Origin of the sequence: Zoogloea sp. (assembly GCF_041904905.1) — a bacterium.
GTDB lineage: Bacteria > Pseudomonadota > Gammaproteobacteria > Burkholderiales > Rhodocyclaceae > Zoogloea.
The window spans coordinates 47369-64015 of sequence record NZ_JAYRMI010000013.1; the positions used below are offsets into that span (position 1 = coordinate 47369).

The 16647-nt window shown below is 71.7% G+C and carries 22 protein-coding genes; 19 read left to right on the forward strand and 3 right to left on the reverse strand.

What is annotated here, in order from left to right:
- The first annotated feature begins 15 nt into the window (after positions 1–15).
- From ACE3N6_RS05955 to ACE3N6_RS06000, 10 genes are all read left to right on the forward strand, one after another.
- On the forward strand, positions 16–402 hold the full coding sequence (locus ACE3N6_RS05955; RefSeq protein ID WP_374244272.1) for a DUF350 domain-containing protein: 387 nt from the start codon (positions 16–18) through the stop codon (positions 400–402).
- 28 nt (positions 403–430) lie between these two features.
- Positions 431–1447 (forward strand): SPFH domain-containing protein, encoded by a 1017-nt coding sequence (locus tag ACE3N6_RS05960; RefSeq protein WP_374244273.1) that lies wholly within the window; start codon positions 431–433, stop codon positions 1445–1447.
- Between the two features lie 19 nt (positions 1448–1466).
- Positions 1467–2957, forward strand: coding sequence for a DUF4178 domain-containing protein (locus ACE3N6_RS05965; RefSeq protein WP_374244274.1), 1491 nt, complete (start codon positions 1467–1469; stop codon positions 2955–2957).
- Complete coding sequence (locus ACE3N6_RS05970; RefSeq protein WP_374244275.1) at positions 2954–3115, forward strand: hypothetical protein; 162 nt, start codon at positions 2954–2956, stop codon at positions 3113–3115. Before ACE3N6_RS05965 ends, ACE3N6_RS05970 begins: the two co-directional genes overlap by 4 nt.
- Positions 3112–3462: an adenosylmethionine decarboxylase gene (gene speD / locus ACE3N6_RS05975; RefSeq protein WP_374244276.1), complete on the forward strand. Its 351-nt coding sequence runs from the start codon at positions 3112–3114 to the stop codon at positions 3460–3462. Before ACE3N6_RS05970 ends, speD begins: the two co-directional genes overlap by 4 nt.
- 91 nt (positions 3463–3553) lie before the next feature.
- Positions 3554–4120 carry a flavin reductase family protein gene (locus ACE3N6_RS05980; protein WP_374244277.1) on the forward strand — a complete coding sequence of 189 codons (567 nt, stop codon included), beginning with the start codon at positions 3554–3556 and terminating at the stop codon, positions 4118–4120.
- Positions 4121–4124: 4 nt separating this feature from the next.
- Positions 4125–4445: a hypothetical protein gene (locus tag ACE3N6_RS05985; RefSeq protein WP_374244278.1), complete on the forward strand. Its 321-nt coding sequence runs from the start codon at positions 4125–4127 to the stop codon at positions 4443–4445.
- A 145-nt stretch (positions 4446–4590) separates the two neighbouring features.
- Positions 4591–5169, forward strand: coding sequence for a TIGR01841 family phasin (gene phaP, locus ACE3N6_RS05990; RefSeq protein ID WP_374244279.1), 579 nt, complete (start codon positions 4591–4593; stop codon positions 5167–5169).
- Positions 5170–5325: 156 nt separating this feature from the next.
- A complete protein-coding gene (locus tag ACE3N6_RS05995; RefSeq protein ID WP_374244280.1) occupies positions 5326–6402 on the forward strand; it encodes a PHB depolymerase family esterase in 1077 nt (358 codons plus the stop codon).
- 23 nt (positions 6403–6425) lie between these two features.
- Positions 6426–7493 carry an ADP-ribosylglycohydrolase family protein gene (locus ACE3N6_RS06000; protein WP_374244281.1) on the forward strand — a complete coding sequence of 356 codons (1068 nt, stop codon included), beginning with the start codon at positions 6426–6428 and terminating at the stop codon, positions 7491–7493.
- Positions 7494–7509: 16 nt separating this feature from the next.
- On the opposite strand, the gene ACE3N6_RS06005 is transcribed toward ACE3N6_RS06000, so the two are convergent.
- Positions 7510–7806 carry a DUF2502 domain-containing protein gene (locus tag ACE3N6_RS06005; RefSeq protein WP_374244282.1) on the reverse strand — a complete coding sequence of 99 codons (297 nt, stop codon included), beginning with the start codon at positions 7804–7806 and terminating at the stop codon, positions 7510–7512.
- A 165-nt stretch (positions 7807–7971) separates the two neighbouring features.
- On the opposite strand from ACE3N6_RS06005, the gene ACE3N6_RS06010 reads away from it, so the two are divergent.
- The 5 genes from ACE3N6_RS06010 to ACE3N6_RS06030 all read left to right on the forward strand — a co-directional run bounded on the left by ACE3N6_RS06010 (position 7972) and on the right by ACE3N6_RS06030 (position 11015).
- Positions 7972–8481, forward strand: a complete 510-nt coding sequence (locus ACE3N6_RS06010) for a hypothetical protein (RefSeq protein WP_374244283.1) — start codon at positions 7972–7974, stop codon at positions 8479–8481.
- Between the two features lie 67 nt (positions 8482–8548).
- Entirely contained in the window at positions 8549–8944 is a 396-nt protein-coding gene (locus ACE3N6_RS06015) for a hypothetical protein (protein ID WP_374244284.1), read from the forward strand.
- Positions 8941–9936 carry a 4Fe-4S binding protein gene (locus ACE3N6_RS06020; RefSeq protein WP_374244285.1) on the forward strand — a complete coding sequence of 332 codons (996 nt, stop codon included), beginning with the start codon at positions 8941–8943 and terminating at the stop codon, positions 9934–9936. Before ACE3N6_RS06015 ends, ACE3N6_RS06020 begins: the two co-directional genes overlap by 4 nt.
- A complete protein-coding gene (locus ACE3N6_RS06025) occupies positions 9933–10421 on the forward strand; it encodes a hypothetical protein (protein ID WP_374244286.1) in 489 nt (162 codons plus the stop codon). Before ACE3N6_RS06020 ends, ACE3N6_RS06025 begins: the two co-directional genes overlap by 4 nt.
- A gap of 21 nt (positions 10422–10442) precedes the next feature.
- Positions 10443–11015, forward strand: coding sequence for a hypothetical protein (locus tag ACE3N6_RS06030; protein WP_374244287.1), 573 nt, complete (start codon positions 10443–10445; stop codon positions 11013–11015).
- Positions 11016–11027: 12 nt separating this feature from the next.
- On the opposite strand, the gene ACE3N6_RS06035 is transcribed toward ACE3N6_RS06030, so the two are convergent.
- Complete coding sequence (locus tag ACE3N6_RS06035) at positions 11028–12512, reverse strand: YdiU family protein (protein WP_374244288.1); 1485 nt, start codon at positions 12510–12512, stop codon at positions 11028–11030.
- A 377-nt stretch (positions 12513–12889) separates the two neighbouring features.
- Between ACE3N6_RS06035 and ACE3N6_RS06040 the strand changes: the two genes are divergently transcribed.
- The 3 genes from ACE3N6_RS06040 to ACE3N6_RS06050 all read left to right on the forward strand — a co-directional run bounded on the left by ACE3N6_RS06040 (position 12890) and on the right by ACE3N6_RS06050 (position 15210).
- The gene (locus ACE3N6_RS06040; protein ID WP_374244289.1) at positions 12890–13099 is read left to right on the forward strand and encodes a hypothetical protein; all 210 of its coding nucleotides are present in this window, start codon (positions 12890–12892) and stop codon (positions 13097–13099) included.
- Positions 13100–13184: 85 nt separating this feature from the next.
- Positions 13185–14582 (forward strand): HAMP domain-containing sensor histidine kinase, encoded by a 1398-nt coding sequence (locus ACE3N6_RS06045; RefSeq protein WP_374244290.1) that lies wholly within the window; start codon positions 13185–13187, stop codon positions 14580–14582.
- The gene (locus ACE3N6_RS06050) at positions 14575–15210 is read left to right on the forward strand and encodes a response regulator (RefSeq protein ID WP_374244291.1); all 636 of its coding nucleotides are present in this window, start codon (positions 14575–14577) and stop codon (positions 15208–15210) included. The genes ACE3N6_RS06045 and ACE3N6_RS06050 overlap by 8 nt, the downstream gene beginning before the upstream one ends.
- A 6-nt stretch (positions 15211–15216) precedes the next feature.
- Here ACE3N6_RS06050 and ACE3N6_RS06055 read toward each other — a convergent pair whose 3' ends face one another.
- A complete protein-coding gene (locus ACE3N6_RS06055; RefSeq protein ID WP_374244292.1) occupies positions 15217–15669 on the reverse strand; it encodes a cupin domain-containing protein in 453 nt (150 codons plus the stop codon).
- Positions 15670–15920: 251 nt separating this feature from the next.
- On the opposite strand from ACE3N6_RS06055, the gene ACE3N6_RS06060 reads away from it, so the two are divergent.
- On the forward strand, positions 15921–16647 hold a 727-nt coding region (locus ACE3N6_RS06060; protein ID WP_374244293.1), incomplete at its 3' end, for a tetratricopeptide repeat protein.

Below are 16647 nucleotides of genomic sequence, written 5' to 3' on the forward strand. Positions count from 1 at the left end.
ATTCGGACTCGGGCCATGGACGCGGCGCTCAACTACCTCCTGCACCTCATCTCCGGCCTCGCGATGGTGGCCGCCTTTGCCGCCCTCTACATGGCGGTCACCCCTTTTCGCGAGCGGGCGCTGATCCGCCAGGGCTTCGTGGCGCCGGCCCTGTCGCTGGCCGGTGCGGTGGTCGGCTTCTCGCTCACGGTGGCCTCCAGCATCCTCCACAACGACAGCTACCCGCTGTTCGTCGCCTGGTGCGCGGCCGGGCTGTCGGTGCAGGTGCTCGCCTACTTCGTGCTGGCGCGCCTGCTCCCCGGGCTGCCCGACCAGCTCGCCGGCAACAACGTGGCCGCCGGTGCCACCCTCGGCATGGTGTCGCTGGTGGTGGGCATCGTGAACGCCGCGTGCATGTCCTGACACCGCCTCTCATCACCCAGGAGAAACCATGAGCCTCGGTTCGTTCATCAAAAAGCAGTTCATCGACGTCCTCCAGTGGAACGAGGATTCCGACGGCACGCTGGCGTGGCGTTACCCGATGGAAGACTTCGAGATCCAGTACGGCGCCAGCCTCACCGTGCGCGACTCGCAGGTGGCGGTGTTCGTCAACGAGGGCAAGGTGGCGGATGTGTTCGGGCCGGGGCGTTACACCCTCACCACCCAGACCATCCCGGTGCTCACCAACCTCAAGAACTGGGACAAGTTCTTCGAGTCGCCCTTCAAGTCGGACGTGTACTTCTTCAGCACCCGCCTGCAGCTGGGCCGCAAGTGGGGCACGCCGCAGCCCATCACCCTCCGCGACACCGATTTCGGCATGGTGCGCCTGCGCGCCTTCGGCATGTACTCGTACAAGCTGGCCGACCCGCGGCGCTTCTTCACCGAGATCAGCGGCACCCGCGCCAGCTACACCGTCGACGAGCTGGAGCAGCAGCTGCGCAATCTGGTGGTTGCTACGATGAGCGCCACCCTCGGCGGCTCGGAGCTGCCCTTCCTCGACATGGCCGCCAACCAGATCCTGCTGGCCGACAAGATGCGCGCGGCGATGCTGCCCACCTTCGAGCGCTACGGCCTCGCCCTCGACAATTTCGCGGTCGAGAACATCTCGCTGCCCGAAGAGCTGCAGAAGGCCATCGACACCCGCATCTCCATGGGCATGGTGGGCGACCTGGGCAAGTACACCCAGTACCAGGTGGCCAACTCCATGCCCCTGGCGGCCCAGAACGAAGGCGGCCTCGCCGGTGTGGGGGCCGGGCTGGCGGCGGGCGTGGGCATGGGCCAGGTGATGATGGACGCGCTGCGCGGCAGCCAGGCGCCGGCCGCGGTTCCGGCGCAACCCGCGGCACCGGCCGCCGACGACCCCGAGGCGCGCCTCGCCAAGCTCAAGGCGCTGCTCGACAAGGGCCTCGTCACCCAGGCCGACTACGATTCGGCGAAGGCTGAGATCCTCAAAAAGCTCATCGGCTGACCCGCCGCCCGCCCCCGTCGTGTTCAAGCTCGCCTGCCCCAGCTGCGGGGCCGAAGTCGTGTTCCGCTCGCCCACCTCGGCGATGGCGGTGTGCGAGTACTGCCGCAGCACCCTGCTGCGCGATGGCGAGGCGGTGCGCGACGCCGGCAAGATGTCCGCCACGCTCGAGGACTACTCGCCCATCCGCATCGCCACCGCCGGCATCTACGCCGGGCGGCGCTTCGGCGTAGTGGGGCGCATCCAGCTGCGCTACGACGCGGGCTTCTGGAACGAGTGGTACATCCTCTTCGACGACGGCGGCACCGGCTGGCTGTCGGACGCCTCCGGCCAGTACGCCGTCACCCTCGACACCGGGCTCGCCGGCGATGCGCCGCGCTTCGAGCAGATCGTGCCCGGCGGGCTGTACCGCTGGGATGGCGTCGCCTATGCCGCGTCCGACCTGCGCACCGCCCGCTGCACCGGCGGCGAGGGCGAGCTGCCCTTCCGCGTCGGCGAGGGCTGGCAGGCGAAAGTGGCCGACTACCGCCAGGCCCACCGCTTCCTCACCCTGGATTACTCCGAAGGCGACACCCCGCGCCGCTACGCCGGCAAGGCGGTCACGCTGGCCGATCTCAAGTGCCAGCTCCTGCGCAGCCCCACCGAGATCGCCGCCAGCGCCGGCAAGCTGCCGGGCAAGGCGGCCAGCCTCGAATGCCCCGCGTGCGGCGCGTCGATCAGCTGGCGTCCGGCCGCCGCGGCCCATCTCAACTGCCCGGCCTGCGGCACGGTGTCCGACGCCTCCACCGGCACCGTCGAGGTGATGCAGGCCGTGCGCCGGGAAGCCCTCGCCAGCACCACCCTGGCCCTGGGCGACGCGGCCACCATCGACGGCGAGCCCTACACCCTCATCGGCCTGATGCGCCGGCGCACCACCGGCAGCGGCGAGGGCTGGACCGAATACCTGATGTTCAGCGAGGGGGCGGGCTTCCTGTGGCTGGTCGAATCCGCCACCGGCTGGCAAAAGGTCAAGGTGCTTGACGTATTTCCCGAGTCCGTCTCGGCCAGCGCGGTGCGCGTGGAGGACGCCGCCTACACCCGCATGGACAGCTACACCGCCGAAGTCACCTACGCCGCCGGCGCCTTCAACTGGCAGGTGAAAGTGGGCGACAAGGTCAGTGTCACCGAATACGTGGGTGGCCGCGGCAGCCTCGCCAGCGAACGCACCGCGGCCGAGATCACCTGGTCGCGCGCCCAGCGCGTCACTGCAGCGGCCATCGGCGCGTGGTTCGGCAAGCCGGCGCTGGCCAGCGCGGCCGTCGCGTCGGCGGGCGAGGGCCGCGGCGACGCGGCCGGAGTCCCCCGCGAGGCCCTGTACGGCCTCGCGGCCAGCTTTTCGGCGGGCCTGCTGTTCCTCAACCTGCCCATCGCCCTGTTCGGCCGCCACGGCGGCAGCGTGATGTTTCTGGTGGTGATCGGGCTGCTCCTGCTGTGGGCACCCCTGTTCAGCGACAGGTTCGGCGGCGACTCATGAAGCGGGCGAGCTACATCGTCTACGCCATCCTAGTGGTCGTGGTGGTCACCATGGTCAACCTTGGCAGCCAGTCCGACAGCAGCAGCCGGGGCTGGAGCGGCGGCAGCTCCGGCTCCTCCGGCGGCAGCTGGTCGTCCGGCGGGGGCGGCCACAAGTGAGCGCCCACCTGCCCCGCGGCCGCCACCTGCTGGCCGATCTCACCGGCGTCGCCGCCAAGCGCCTCACCGACCCCGCCGCCCTCGAAACCCTGCTCCGCGACGCCGCCCGCGCCGCTGGCGGCACGGTGCTCGGCGGCCACTTCCACCCCTTCGGCCCCGGCCTGGGCGTGACCGGCGTGCTGCTCCTGGCCGAATCCCACCTCAGCATCCACACCTGGCCCGAGCACGGCTTTGCGGCGCTGGATGTCTTCATGTGCGGCAGCGCCCGGCCCGAGCTGGCGGTGGACGCCATCGAAGCCGCCCTGGCCCCGGCGAGCTGCGTGCGGCGCGAGGTGGCGCGGGGCTGATCCCTTGGCGGCCAGCGCGGGCTGCGGGAGGGCCGAAATGGCCTGCCGACTCATTTAGAATGGGCGCCTGTCAACATGCAACGCACCCCCCATGACCCCCATCCCCGTTCCCCTGCCCGAGTCCTACCGTCTCCTCAACCACGGCCCCACCGTGTTGGTGTCGTCGGCCCACGGGGGGCGGCGCAACGTGATGGCGGCGGCGTGGAACATGCCGCTCGATTTCGATCCGCCCAAGGTGGCGGTGGTGGTGGATAAATCCACCTTCAGCCGCGAGCTGATCGAGGCCGCCGGCGAGTTCGTGCTGGCGGTGCCCACCCGAGCCATCGCCGAGAAGGTGGTGGCGGTCGGCTCCTGCTCGGGGCGCGACGGCGACAAGTTCGACGCCCTGGGCATCGACACCCTGCCGGCCGCGCGGGTGGGCGCGCCGCTGCCCACCGGCTGCATCGGCTGGCTGGAGTGCCGGGTCATCGACGAGCCCCACGTCCAGCGCACCTACGACCTGTTTCTGGGCGAGGTGGTGGCCGCCTGGGCCGACCCGGCGGTGTATTCCGACGGGCGCTGGCATTTCGAATCCGGCGGCGATGCGCTGCGCAGCCTGCACTACATCGCCGGCGGTGCGTTCTTCTTCACCGGCGACGCCTTCGACGCCAAGGAGTGAACGGATGAGCCTGCGCCTTGTCTTCGACAATTCACAACTCGCCCATATCATCGACCAGGCCCTGATTTACCAGTGTGCCTGCCCCGGTCAGGTGGCCCAGCACATCCTTGGCCTGCGGGAACTGTTCCGCTACCAGACGAGCTGCGGGGCGATGCGCAGCGAGGATTTCGGCATCCACGCCCGCATCATGGAGGCGGTGGAGCGCACCCACGCCGAGATGGAGACCTGCCTCACCGACATCCTCGCCGCCGAGGGCTGGGACATGGCCACGCTGACCATGCCGGAGGGCCTGCGCAAGCTGCGCGACGAGCTGCTGGCAGGGTAGCCGGTGGGCGGTTTCGGGGTGGCTGGAATAATTTTGTGCACCGCAACAAAAAGTGCTTGCAAAAGTTTTTGCTGCGGTGCAACATTGAGCCATACCGAAATCAGTTCGGTGATCGCAAGCCCAACCCAAACTTGAGGAGATCATCATGTCCGTCACCCCCGAGACCCTTGCCGCCGCCGCCAAGTCCAACGCCGAAGCCGGCCTGACCAGCGCCTCCGCCTTCGTTGCCGCCGTGTTCACCGCCGTCGAGCGCGTGTCCACCCTCAACCTGGCCACCGCCCGCACCGCCTTCGACGACAGCGTCGCCTTCTCCAAGGCCGTGATCGCCGCCAAGGACCCGAAGGCCCTGGCCGCCCTGAACCTGGGCGCCCTGACCCCCGCCGTCGAGAAGGGCGTGGCCTACGGCCGTAGCCTGTCCGTGATCGGCGGCGACACCCAGGAAGAGCTGACCAAGCTGGTCGAAGCCGAAGCCGCTGCCCTGGGCAAGAACTTCGACACCGCCCTGGAAGGCCTCTTCAAGAACGCCCCGGCCGGCTCCGAAGCCGCCGTCAAGGCCGTGAAGACCGCCCTGGCCAACGCCAACTCCGCCTACGAAGGCGCCACCAAGGCCGCCAAGCAGGTTGCCGCTGCCGCCCAGGCCAGCGTCGAGAAGGCCACCGAAGTGGCCGTCGAGAGCGTTGAAAAGGGCACCAAGGCTGCCGCCTCCGCCCTGAAGGTTGCCTGAGCATCAAGCCAGTCTGCCGCGGGCTAATGCGCCGCGGCGTGGAATGAAGCTGAAAAGCAGTCGATGAAAAAGGCCCTCCGGGGCCTTTTTCGTTGGCGGGTTCCGGCCGATGATGGTGGGTCGGCCACGGGGCCGGCAGGTTTCGGGAGTCGTTCGATGGGGCGTCGCAAGTCACCGCTGGTTTCTGCGCTGGTCAAGCTCACCCGGGCCGGGCTGCGCCAGTCCACCCGCATCGGCAAGGCCGCAGCGGAGCAGGGCATCCGCTCGGGCGGCGAGCTGGCCGAGCGGGCCGGGCGGGTGCTCCGCGGGGTGGCGACCCCCACCGACGCCCCCAAGCCGATCACCGGCGGGCGCTGGTACGAGGGCCGCTGGGGCCTCGGGCCGCTGGCGATGCGGCGCTACCGGCTGTTCATCCCCACCGGCGGCAGCACCCGCAAGCCCTTGCCGCTGCTGCTCCTCCTCCACGGCTGCGCCCAGGACACGGCCGCCTTCGCGGCGGTCACCCGGGCGGCCGTCACGGCCAAGTCCCGCGGCTTCGCGGTGCTGATGCCCGAGCAGGCCCAGGAGGCCAACCCCCAGCGCTGCTGGAACTGGTTCGGCAGCGAGGCCCGGGTCGGGCTCGAAACCCAGCTGCTGATGGCCATCGTCGATCACGCGGTGGCGGCCCACCCGCGCATCGCCGGGCCGCTGTTCGCCCTGGGCCTGTCGGCCGGCGGGGCGATGGCGATGACCCTCGCGCTGCGCCACCCCGAGCGCTTCACGGCGGTCGGCAGCCACTCCGGCGCCGCGCCCCACAGCGCGGCTACGCCGCTGCAGGCGGGGCAATCCATGCGCGGGCGGCGCTCGCCCGATGCGGACGCCATCGCCCAGCGCCTGGCCGGCCGGCGCCTGCCGCCGCTGGTGCTGATCCACGGCGACGCGGACCGGGTGGTGTCCTTCGACAGCGCCCGCGCCGCCGCCGGCCTGTGGCTCGACCTGCTGCCCGACGGCGTGAGCCCGCGCGAGCAGGAGGACGAAGTGACGCGCGGCACCCGGCGCGCGGTGGTCCGCCACGACTGGAAGACCGGCCGCCAGCCCTACCTGCGCCTGCTGCGGGTGCGCGGCCTGGGCCACGCCTGGAGCGGCGGTGCCTCGGGGCAGGCGTTCTCCGACCCCACCGGCCCCGACGCCCTGCGCCTGGCCTGGACGTTTTTCGCGGCGACGATGGAACAAGGGGCAGCGCCGCCGCTCTGACTTTCTTTGCGTCGGAGATCGCCATGCCTGACGACCGCCTCCAAGACCGCGCCGCCGGTGCCCTGCTGGGCGCCTTCATCGGCGACGCCCTCGCCCTCGGTCCCCACTGGTATTACAACCTCGACGAGCTGCACGCCGACTTCGGCGAGTGGATCGACGGCTACACCGATCCGAAGCCCGGCCGCTACCACGCCGGGCTCAAGGCCGGCGACCCGTCCCAGGCCGGCATCCTGCTGGCGCTCACCCTGCGCTCGCTGGTGGAGCAGGGCGGCTACGACGAGGCGGATTTCTGCCGCCGCCTCGACACCGAATTCTTCCCGCAGATCGACGGCACGCCCATGGCCGGCCCCGGCGGCTACACCAGCCAGTCGATCCGCGAAGCCTGGCGCAAGCGGGTGGGCGAGGGCCTGCCCTGGGGTGCCTGCGGCGGCAACGCCGACACTACCGAAGCCGCCGAGCGCATCCTCGCCATCGCGGTGCGCTACGCCCGCCAGCCGGCCGCGCTGGCGGCGGCGGTCACCCGCAACACGGCCCTCACCCAGACCGACGGCACGGTGCTGGCGATGACCGTGGCCTTCGGCGCGGTGCTCGGGATGCTGGTGGAAGGCCACGCCCTGGATGGGGAGCTGTCGGGCAAGCTGATGGCGCGGGTCAAATCCGGCGAGCTGCCTTTCCACGCCGTGACCAGCGGCAAGCTGCAGGCGCCGGTGGGCGTCGAGGCCCCAACTCTGGGGCGTTTCCCGTCGCCGGACGCGCTGCTCACGCCCTCCAGCATCGCCCGCGCGGCGCTCGACCCCGGCGTGCGCATCGAGCCGGCGTGGAAGGCCTCGCTGGTGTACGGCATGCCCTGCGCGGTGTATCACCAGTTTCCGGCGGCGTATTACCTGGCGGCGCGCTTTGCGGGCGACTTTGAATCGGCGGTGCTCCACGCCGTCAATGGCGGCGGGCAGAACCTCGCCCGGGCGATGCTGACCGGCGCCCTGGTGGGGGCGCAGGTGGGGCTGTCCGGCATCCCCCGGCGCTTCGTGACCGGCCTGGCCGACTCGGACGCGCTGGTGGCGCTCGCCCAGCGGCTGGCCGCGGCGGTCTGACCGGCGCCGGCGCGCGTCAGCAGCGGCCCTTCTTGGCCTGCCCCGGCGGGCAGTGGCCTTCGTTGCCGCGGCCCGGATGGGGCTCGCAGCGGCCGCGGAAATTCTTGTGGCCCTCGTAGCGGTGGCAGTTGTCGCGCCACCAGGCTTCGTCGCGCCAGCGCCCGCCGTCCCAGTAGCGGCCGTCGGGGTTGCGGTCGCCGATATAGAGCGACACGCCGGGGGCGCGGATGGACAGGTCCACATCGATGGCGGTGGCCGGCGCGGCGGCCAGGAGGGCAAGCAACAGGCAGGGCAGGGCGATGGTCGGGCGCATGGGGGGCTCGCAGAAAGGTGAAGCCCCGACTATACGGCGTGACCGGCGCGTTTGCCCGGCGACGATAATCTGAAAGGCCGCCTGCCCGCCTTGGCATGAGCCCGCTACAATGCTTCGAAAAAACGATCGCCACCCGGTAACGCGGACGATGGGGAGACAGACAGCATGGCCGTGATTTTTGCCAAGACCGAGCGCGGGCACGCGGAGATCGCCAGTCGGGCCGGGGGGCTCAGCCCGCGGGTGCGTCGGGTGCTGATCTTCGTGGATGGCAAGCGCAGCGTTGCCGAACTGCGCGAGATGCTCCAGTACGACGACCTCCAGCACACCCTGGGCCTGCTCGAAGAGGACGGCTACATCGAGATGAGCGGGGTGGCCGGCCCGGCCGGCAGGCCCGTCGCCGCGTCGGCGGGCCTGCCCTCGACGACGACCTTCCGGCTGCACCCGCCGGGCGACGACCCGGTGCGCCTGCAGCGGGCCCGCAACTTCATGCTCAACACCCTCAACGCCTTCGTCGGCGCGCTGGGCACCAGCTCCCTCCAGGACCGCGTGGCCGCCGCCCGCAACCAGGCCGAGATGCGCGCCCTCTTCGACGAGTGGTACTTCGCCATCGTCAGCTCCCGCGACGGTCGCCGCGAGGCCGAGCAGCTGCGCGGCAAGCTCCTCGAGGTGATCTGAGCGGGCGGGGCGGCCGCTTTTGCGGTGCGTCAATTACGCGCCGGAGCGGGGCCGTTAAGCTGCGCCCATGACCCACGCCGCCAGCTCCGACGAAGACGTCCCCGGCCGCGAGATCGCCGTCGCCGCGGAGGCGCTTTACCTCGCCAACCTGATGCTCATCCCCGGCATCGCCTTCGCGGCGCTGCTGGTGCTGTGGTGGCGCGAGCGCGGTCGGGCCCCGGCCCTCGCCCGCAACCACCTGGGCCAGACGCTGGCCGCCAGCCTGTGGGCCGGGCTGCTGCTGGTGGTGGCCAACGTGGCGATCGTCCTGGCCGGCGGCTACGGCTCGCCCTACACCTGGATCATCGCGATCCTCTACTTCACGGTCTGCCATTCCACGCTGATCTTCTGCGGCGCCATCGGCCTTGCCCGGGCGCTGGCGGGCCGGCATTTCCGGTTTCCCCTGATCGGGCCGAAGGCATGAACGCCCGGGCGATCCCGATCAAGCTCGTCGGCACCGCCGCCGCCCCGCCCGACGGTGGCCGCCAGCGGCTGCGGCGCTGGGCCCAGGCCGGCTTCTTCGTGCTGTTCATCCTCGCCCCGGTGTTCAACCTGCTGCGCTACGACCTGGTGGCCGGCCACGCCTGGCTGCTGGGTTTCGAGTGGCACGCCGGGCTGGAGGATTTCTCCAGCGGGCGCATCGACGCCCTGGGCGCGGTGGGGCGGGTGATCGGCCGGGTGCTGCTGCCCATCCTGGCCACGGGCGCGGCGCTGATCTGGGTGTCGTGGAAGTGGGGGCGGCTGTACTGCGGCTGGCTGTGCCCGCACTTTTCGGTGGTCGAGACGATCAACGCCTGCATGCGCCGGGCCACCGGCAAGCCCAGCGTGTGGGAGCCGCGTCAGCTCCCGCCCCGCGAGCCGGACGGCCGCCCGGTGCGCTACGACCGGCGCTGGTGGCTCATCACCGTGCCGCTGGCGGTGGGCTTCGCCTTTGTGTGGGCGGTGGTGCTGCTCACCTACCTGCTGCCGCCCTTCCAGGTGTATGGCCACCTGCTGGCGGGGGCGCCGACGCGGAGCGAGTTCATCTTCATCGCCGCCGGCACGGTGGCGCTGTCGGCCGAGTTCCTCTTCGCCCGCCACCTGTTCTGCCGCTACGCCTGCGCGGTGGGGATGTTCCAGAGCGTGGCCTGGATGGGCAACCGGGATGCGATGGTGGTCGGCTTCGCCCGCGACCGCGCGGCCGACTGCGCCAGCTGCTACAGCGCCTGCGATCACGTCTGCCCGATGCGCCTCAAGCCCCGCAACATCAAGCGCACGATGTTCACCTGCACCCAGTGCGCCCAGTGCGTGAGCGCCTGCGAGACCACCCAGCAGCACAACCCCCGCGGCCCGCTGCTGCAGTGGGTGGCCGACGAGGCGGCGCGCCACAACGAGGCGGCCTTCGCGGCCCCGAAACCGGAAAGGAAATCCCCGTGAGCGGCTTCAACGACTTCGCCATCGCCCGGGCGCTGCATGTGCTGGCGGTGCTGGTGTGGATCGGTGGCGTGGCGTTTGTGACGATGGTGCTGATCCCGGCCTGCCGGGCTCAGGCCGAGGCGGCCAGCCAGCTGGATCTCTTCGAGCGCCTGGAGCACCGCTTCGCCGCCATCGCCCGCTGGAGCGTGCTGCTGGCGGGGGCGTCGGGCCTGTGGCTCACCTGGCGGCTGGACGCCTGGGGCCGCTTCGCCGATTTCGCCGGCTGGTGGTGGATGCACGGGATGGTGGCGGTGTGGACGATCTTCGCGTTGATGCTCTTCGTGCTGGAGCCCTTCGTGCTCCACAAGCTCTTCCAGGCCCACGCCCGGCGCGACCCGCTGGGCACCATGGCGCGCATCCAGCGGGTGCATGTGGTGCTGCTTACCGTCAGCCTGGTCGTGGTGGCCGGTGCCGTGGCGGGGAGCCACGGCGGCTGGATGTTCTGAGGGGCCTGGGTGGGGGCGACGATGGACCGGGAGGCGCTCGTCGGGGTGGTGTGGGGCGTGCTGCTGCTCCTGCTGCTTTTCGGGCGAGCCCGCGGCGGGCGGCAGGGCGCAGCCCGGGTGCCTCGCCTGTCCGAAGTGCAGGCGGGGCGGATCGCCGCCCAGCTGTTTACCGGGGAGGCGCGCGTGGAGGCGGCCCGCCTCCTGCGGGCGTGCGGATTCACGCCGGCCGGTTTCACCCCGGCGCCGCCCGACGAGGTGGTGGAGGCGATGATTCGCGGCATCTACCCGCCGGATCGGGTGGCGTCGGTGCAGGCGGCGCTGGGCCGTTACGGCGGCGGTGAAACCGCGCGGGTGCGGCTGGCGATCCTGCTCCTGGCCTGCGGTCAGCTGGCGCCCTTGCCGGCGCTGGTGGATACCGCCCTGTACGATCGTCGCGACGTGCTCTGCGAGGCAGAGCGGGTGGGGGCGGTGATCGACTTCTTCGCCCGGATGGGCGACGCGGGGCCGCTGTTTGCCGGCGGGACGCGCTCCGCCGAACACGACCTCCTCCGGCACTACCTGCTCTGGCTCATGCGCTACCGGGCTGCGGCCTGAGCGCGCCGCCGTTCAGCTCGAACAGCTTACCGACAGCCCGCTGGCCCAGTCCGGCGGCGGGGCGGCGAAGCGTTCGAACTCGGGCTGCTCGTCGAAGGGCTTCGACAGGCAGGCGAGCACCGTGGCCGTCTCGCTGAAATCCCCCGCCTGGGCGGCGCGGATGGCGGATTCGGCGATCCAGTTGCGCAGCACGTACTTGGGATTGACGGCCCGCATGGCGGCCTGGCGTTCGGCGTCGGGCCGGCCTTCGGCCTTCAGGCGGGCGCGCCACAGGTCGATCCACGCGTCCAGCGCGAAGCGGTCGATCACGATGTCGCGGAGCGCCGAGTCGGCGGTGGCGCGGCGGGCTTCGTCCACTTCGGCCGGCAGGGCCGACAGGAAGCGGAAGAACTGGGTGAAGTCGAGGCGCAGGCGCTGGAGCAGGCCGAGGGTCTCGCCGACAAAATCCTCGTCGCCGGGCAGGGCTTCGGCAAAGCCCAGCTTGGCGCGCATCCGGGCCATGAAGCGGGCTTCGAAGGTGGCGGTGTAGTTGTCCTCGATGGCGGCCTGCACGTCGGCGCGCTCGCCCACCAGCGACGACAGGGCGTGGCCCAGGGCGTAGAGGTTCCAGTGCCCGATCTGGGGCTGGGCGCGGTAGCTGTAGCGGCCGTGGTCGTCGGAGTGGTTGCAGATGTGGCCGGCGTCGAAGGCGTCCATGAAGCCGAAGGGGCCGTAATCCAGCGTGAGGCCGAGGATGGACATGTTGTCGGTGTTCATCACCCCGTGCATGAAGCCCACCGTCTGCCACTGGGCGATGAGATCCGCGGTGCGCCGGGAGACGTCGGCCAGCAGCGCGGCGTAGGGGTTGGCGGCGTCGCGGCATTCGGGGCGGAAGCGGTCGATCACGTAGTCGGCCAGGTGGCGCAGCTCGTCGGTGCGCTTGCGGGCGGCCCAGTGCTCGAAGGAGCCGAAGCGGATGAAGCTGGGCGCCAGCCGGGTGACCACCGCGGCGGTCTCGACGGTCTCGCGGCGCACCGGCTCGTTGGAGCCCACCACGCACAGGGCGCGGGTGGTGGGGATGCCCAGCGCGGCCATCGCTTCGGAGCACAGGAACTCGCGGATGCTCGAGCGCAGCACCGCGCGGCCGTCGGCAAAGCGCGAGTAAGGCGTCTGGCCGGCGCCCTTGAGCTGGATCTCCCAGCCGCTGCCGGCGCCGGCCACCTCGCCCAGCAGGTGGGCGCGGCCGTCGCCCAGCTGGCCGGCCCACATCCCGAACTGGTGGCCGGAGTACACCGCGGCCAGGGGCTCGCTGCCGGGCAGCAGCCGGTTGCCGGCGAAGACCTGGGCGAACTCGGGCCGGGCGAATTCGGCCGGGTCGAGCTGGATCAGCGCGGCGGCGGCGGGGCTGGCGGCGACGAGGTAGGGGTCGGGCAAGGGGGTGGGCGGCAGCCGGGTGTAGAAGGCGTCCGGCAGGCGGGCGAAGGCGTTGTCGAAGGGCAGGGTTTCGAGGGTTGGCATGATCGTGTTGGGGGAATGATTGTTATTTGAGGTGTGCGGGTCGGACTGGTGCGCCCGGGGCTTTGTTCCGCCGAGCCTGGATGGTAGCCGGGTGTAACCGATCTGGACTTTTTGTCGGATCGCCGAAACACCACGGTGCGGGCGGCTCGTCGCGCGTGCCCGGTTCGGATGGGCGGGGCCGCTCGCAGGCGGTGTCGGCGCTCGCATCGATGTGCTGACCTGCGCCCTGGGCGGAGACCTATGCATCATCTGTGCCAATGATTCCCTGAGCGGCACGCTGGCCACCGGGCCGGCTCTCGATCAGGCCGCCTCCGCCAGTGACACGGGGCCCTTCGCTCCGCTGGCGGTGTCCGCGGAGCGGCAAGTACGGCTCGGTCGTGTCGCAAAACGTCGATTTCGATGTAAACGGCACACCGCTCGAAGTCGGGTTGCTCCTGCCGTCGCGGGGCGACTGGCGCGTCGATTTCACCGACCTCAAGCGGGGCGGCGCCCTCGACAGCGGCTGGTTCTGTCTGGCCGACGACAGGGCCGCTTTCCATCTGGCCGGCGTGTCGCGGCTGCCGTGGCGCTTCGGGCAATTTGCCTGACGGGGATGGGGTAATCTGCGGCCGGTGCTCCGCCTGCGCGGCGGGGGCCGACCCCGGCTTTCGACCCTTCTCCAGCCCTGCCCGAATGAAGCATAGCCCGACCGCACCGCCCGCCGCCCCGGCCGCGGTGGATCTCAAGCGCCACCTGCTGCTGCGGGTGAGCCTGTTTGCGCTGGCCGTCGGCGTGGTGGCCACGGTGGTGGTGCTGTACCAGACGCGGGAGCGCATCCGCGACCACATCGCCCGCTCGGGCCTCACCGTCGAGCGGCTGGTGGCCGGCGAGGCGGACCAGCTGCGCGACGCCTTCCGGCGCAGCCTGGAGGGGCTGACCCTGGCCTCGCTGGACGGCATCGGGCCGCGGCTGGGCATCTGCGTGGCGGTGGAGGACCTCTACAAGCGGCCGGTGGTGAGCCGCTGCTTTCACGACGACGGCGCGGCGCCGGCGCCGGTGCGCTGGGCGCTGGCCCGGCTGATCGGGCCGGATCTCGCCTACCGCGGGGTGATTGGGCAATACCCGGGCGTGAAGGTGGGCGAGTTCGTCGTCACCCCCGATCTGGACAGCGAGGGGCGCGCGGCGTGGGTGCAGATCCGCACCGTGCTGGGCATGAGCCTGGCGATCCTGCTCCTCAACCTGCTGATCTACCGCCCGGTGCGCCGCGCCCTGCGGCCGGCGGACCAGATTCTGGCGGTGCTGGGGCGGATGGAGGCCGGCGACCTGTCGGCCCGGATGCCGCGCCCGCGGCTGATCGAGCTGCGCCGCATCGCCGCCGGCTTCGACCACCTGGCCGACCAGCTCCAGAAGACCCTCGCCGCCCAGCGTCAGCTGGCCCAGCGCCTGCTGGCGGTGCGCGAGGAGGAGCGCCGCCGGCTGGCCCGGGAGCTGCACGACGAGTTCGGCCAGTGCCTTGCGTCGGTGGGGGCCGAGGCGGCCTTCATCGCGGCGCGGGCCGAATCCACCGACCCGGCGCTGCTGCCGGCGGCGCGGGCGGTGTCGGCGGTGACCGGCCACATGATGGAGAGCCTGCAGGGCATCCTGCACCAGCTGCGGCCGGTGGGGCTGGAGGAGTTCGGCCTGGCGGCGGCGCTGGAGCAGATGGTGGCCGGCTGGCGGCGGCGTCAGCCCGGCTGCGCTTTCACGCTGGCGGTGGAGGGGGGAATCGATACGTTACCGGCCGATCTGACCGTAAGTTTGTATCGAATCGTGCAGGAGAGCCTCACCAATGCCCTGCGCCACGGCACCCCGGCGCGGGTGGCGGTGAGCCTCGTGCGGGACGCCGCCGGCTGCCGTCTGCGGGTGGAGGACGACGGCGAGGGCGGTGCGCCGGCCAGCCCCGGCAGCGGGCTGGGGGTGCTGGGGATGCGCGAGCGCGTCGAGGCCCTGGGCGGGCGCTTCGCCCTGGAGCCCCTGGCGCCCCGCGGGATGCGGGTGCGCGCGGATTTTCCGCCGGCGGTGCTGGCGGCTGCGGAGGAGGAGCATGACTGAACAGACCCGCCTGCTGCTGGTGGACGACCACGCGGTGGTGCGCGAGGGCTACCGCCGCCTGCTGGAGACCCGGCCCGATCTGGCCATCGTGGCCGAGGCGGCCTGCGCGCGGGAGGCGCTGGACCGCTTCCGCGCCCACGGGCCGGACGTGGTGGTGCTCGATCTGGGGCTGCCCGACATGGGCGGGGTGGAGCTGATCCGCCGCCTGCTCCAGCGCGACGCCGGGGCCCGCATCCTGGTGTTCACCATGCACCGCGAGCCGCTCTTCGCCACCCAGGCCCTGCGCGCCGGGGCGCTGGGCTACGTGACCAAGAGCAGCCCGCCGGAGGTGCTGGTGAACGCGGTGTATCAGGTGGCGGCGCGGCGTCAGGTCATCAGCCCGGACATCGCCCCCGAGCTGGCCCTGGCGCTCATCGACCGCCCGCGGGAGCCGCTGGCCGAGCTGGCCCCGCGGGAGTTCGAGATCCTGCGCCTGCTGCTGGACGGGCTGGGGCCGGAGGAGATCGGCGCGCGGCTGTCGATCTCCGCCAAGACGGTGCAGAACTGCCACTACCAGATCAAGAGCAAGCTGGGGGTGCGCAGCGACATCGAGCTGACCCGGCTGGCGCTGCGCCTCGGGCTGATCTGAGGCGGTTCAGGCGGGTTCGGCCGCCGCGGCCTGCTGGGCCTCGAACAGGGCCTGGAGGGTTTCCAGGGTCAGTTCGGCGACGGTCTGGCCGGCGTCGTCGAGGATCTGGTAGAGGATTTCGCCCGGCAGCGGCCGCATGCTGAACAGCACGATGGCGTCCTCCGCGCCGCCGCCTTCCCGGTGGGGCGCCTCGCTGGCCGGCGAGACGGTGTAGCTGCCGGTGGGGCGCACCTCCCGCAGGCGGCCGTCCGTCTCGTAGAGGCGGTGCTCGCCGCGCACCACGAAGGTGTGGTTGAGGGCCATGTGGCGGTGCAGGACGATCTGCTGGCCGGCGTCGAAGCGGAACAGCACGTCGGCGACGCGGCGGACGGGGTCCACCGCCAGGATGAAGAACGCGAAGTGGGGAAACGCGCCGAAGGGCTGCCAGCAGATGGCGCTGTCGTCGAAGGTGTGGGGCATCGGGGGGCTCCTGGTGGAGGGTTGTCTGGCCGGTTGGCCGAGGCCAGTAAACCCCGCCGGGGGGCGCCGCGCCGAGGTCAATCTGCCCGCGATCGGGCGGGCATCCGGCCCAGGCGGGGGCGCCGGGCGGGTCGGGCAGATTGCCCGCCCGATCCGGGGCAGGATGCCGCTGCCCCGCCGTCGGCCCGCCCCTAAAGTGGGTGGGTACGGCGGGCGCCAGGTGGCCCCGCCCCGATCCGACGGAATTGACCATGCGCTATCCGATGAGGGCCGCCATGCTGGCCCTGCTGCTCGCCTCCGGCGCGGCGACCGCGGCCGGCAACCTGTTCTGCGGCGGCCCGGTGCCCCAGACCGGCGAGCCCACCGACCTCGCCCACGTGGTGGGCGACCAGACCCTGGAGTTCATCGCCGAGCAGCCCGCCAGCCTGATGGTGTGCAGCAAGGGCTACCTGTTCGAGAAGTGCGGCGACCACGAGACGGCGATGAAGGTGTTCGACCGCTGCATCGCCGCCGGCTACATCGGCGCGATGATCTGGAAGGCGCTGATGCTCCAGGACGGCGCCGGGGTGGCCCGCGACCTGCCCGCCGCCGCCGAGCTGATGCGCCGGGCCGCCGAATCCGGCGACTCGCCCTACGCGGTGCTTGGCAAGCTCCACTACGCCAGCGCCCTGCACGAGGGCAAGGGCGTGCCGAAGGACGAGGCGGCGGCGCGGCGCTGGTTCGAGGCCGCGGCGGCCGACGGCAACCCCGACGCCATCGAGTTCCTGCGCACCGGCTACCACGTGGGCGACCGGGACGGGTCGGCCCGAGGCGTGGGCACCCCGCCGCCGGTGGCCCTGCCCCTGCCCGGCGAGCTGCAGGAGGCCGCCGCCCCGCGCGGCGAGCGGTCGCCGCCGGCTGCCTTTGCCGCGCCCCTGGCCCGTCGGCTGACCCAGGCCCCGGCCGCCGCCCCGGCGCAGCCGCCGGCTCCGGCGCCCG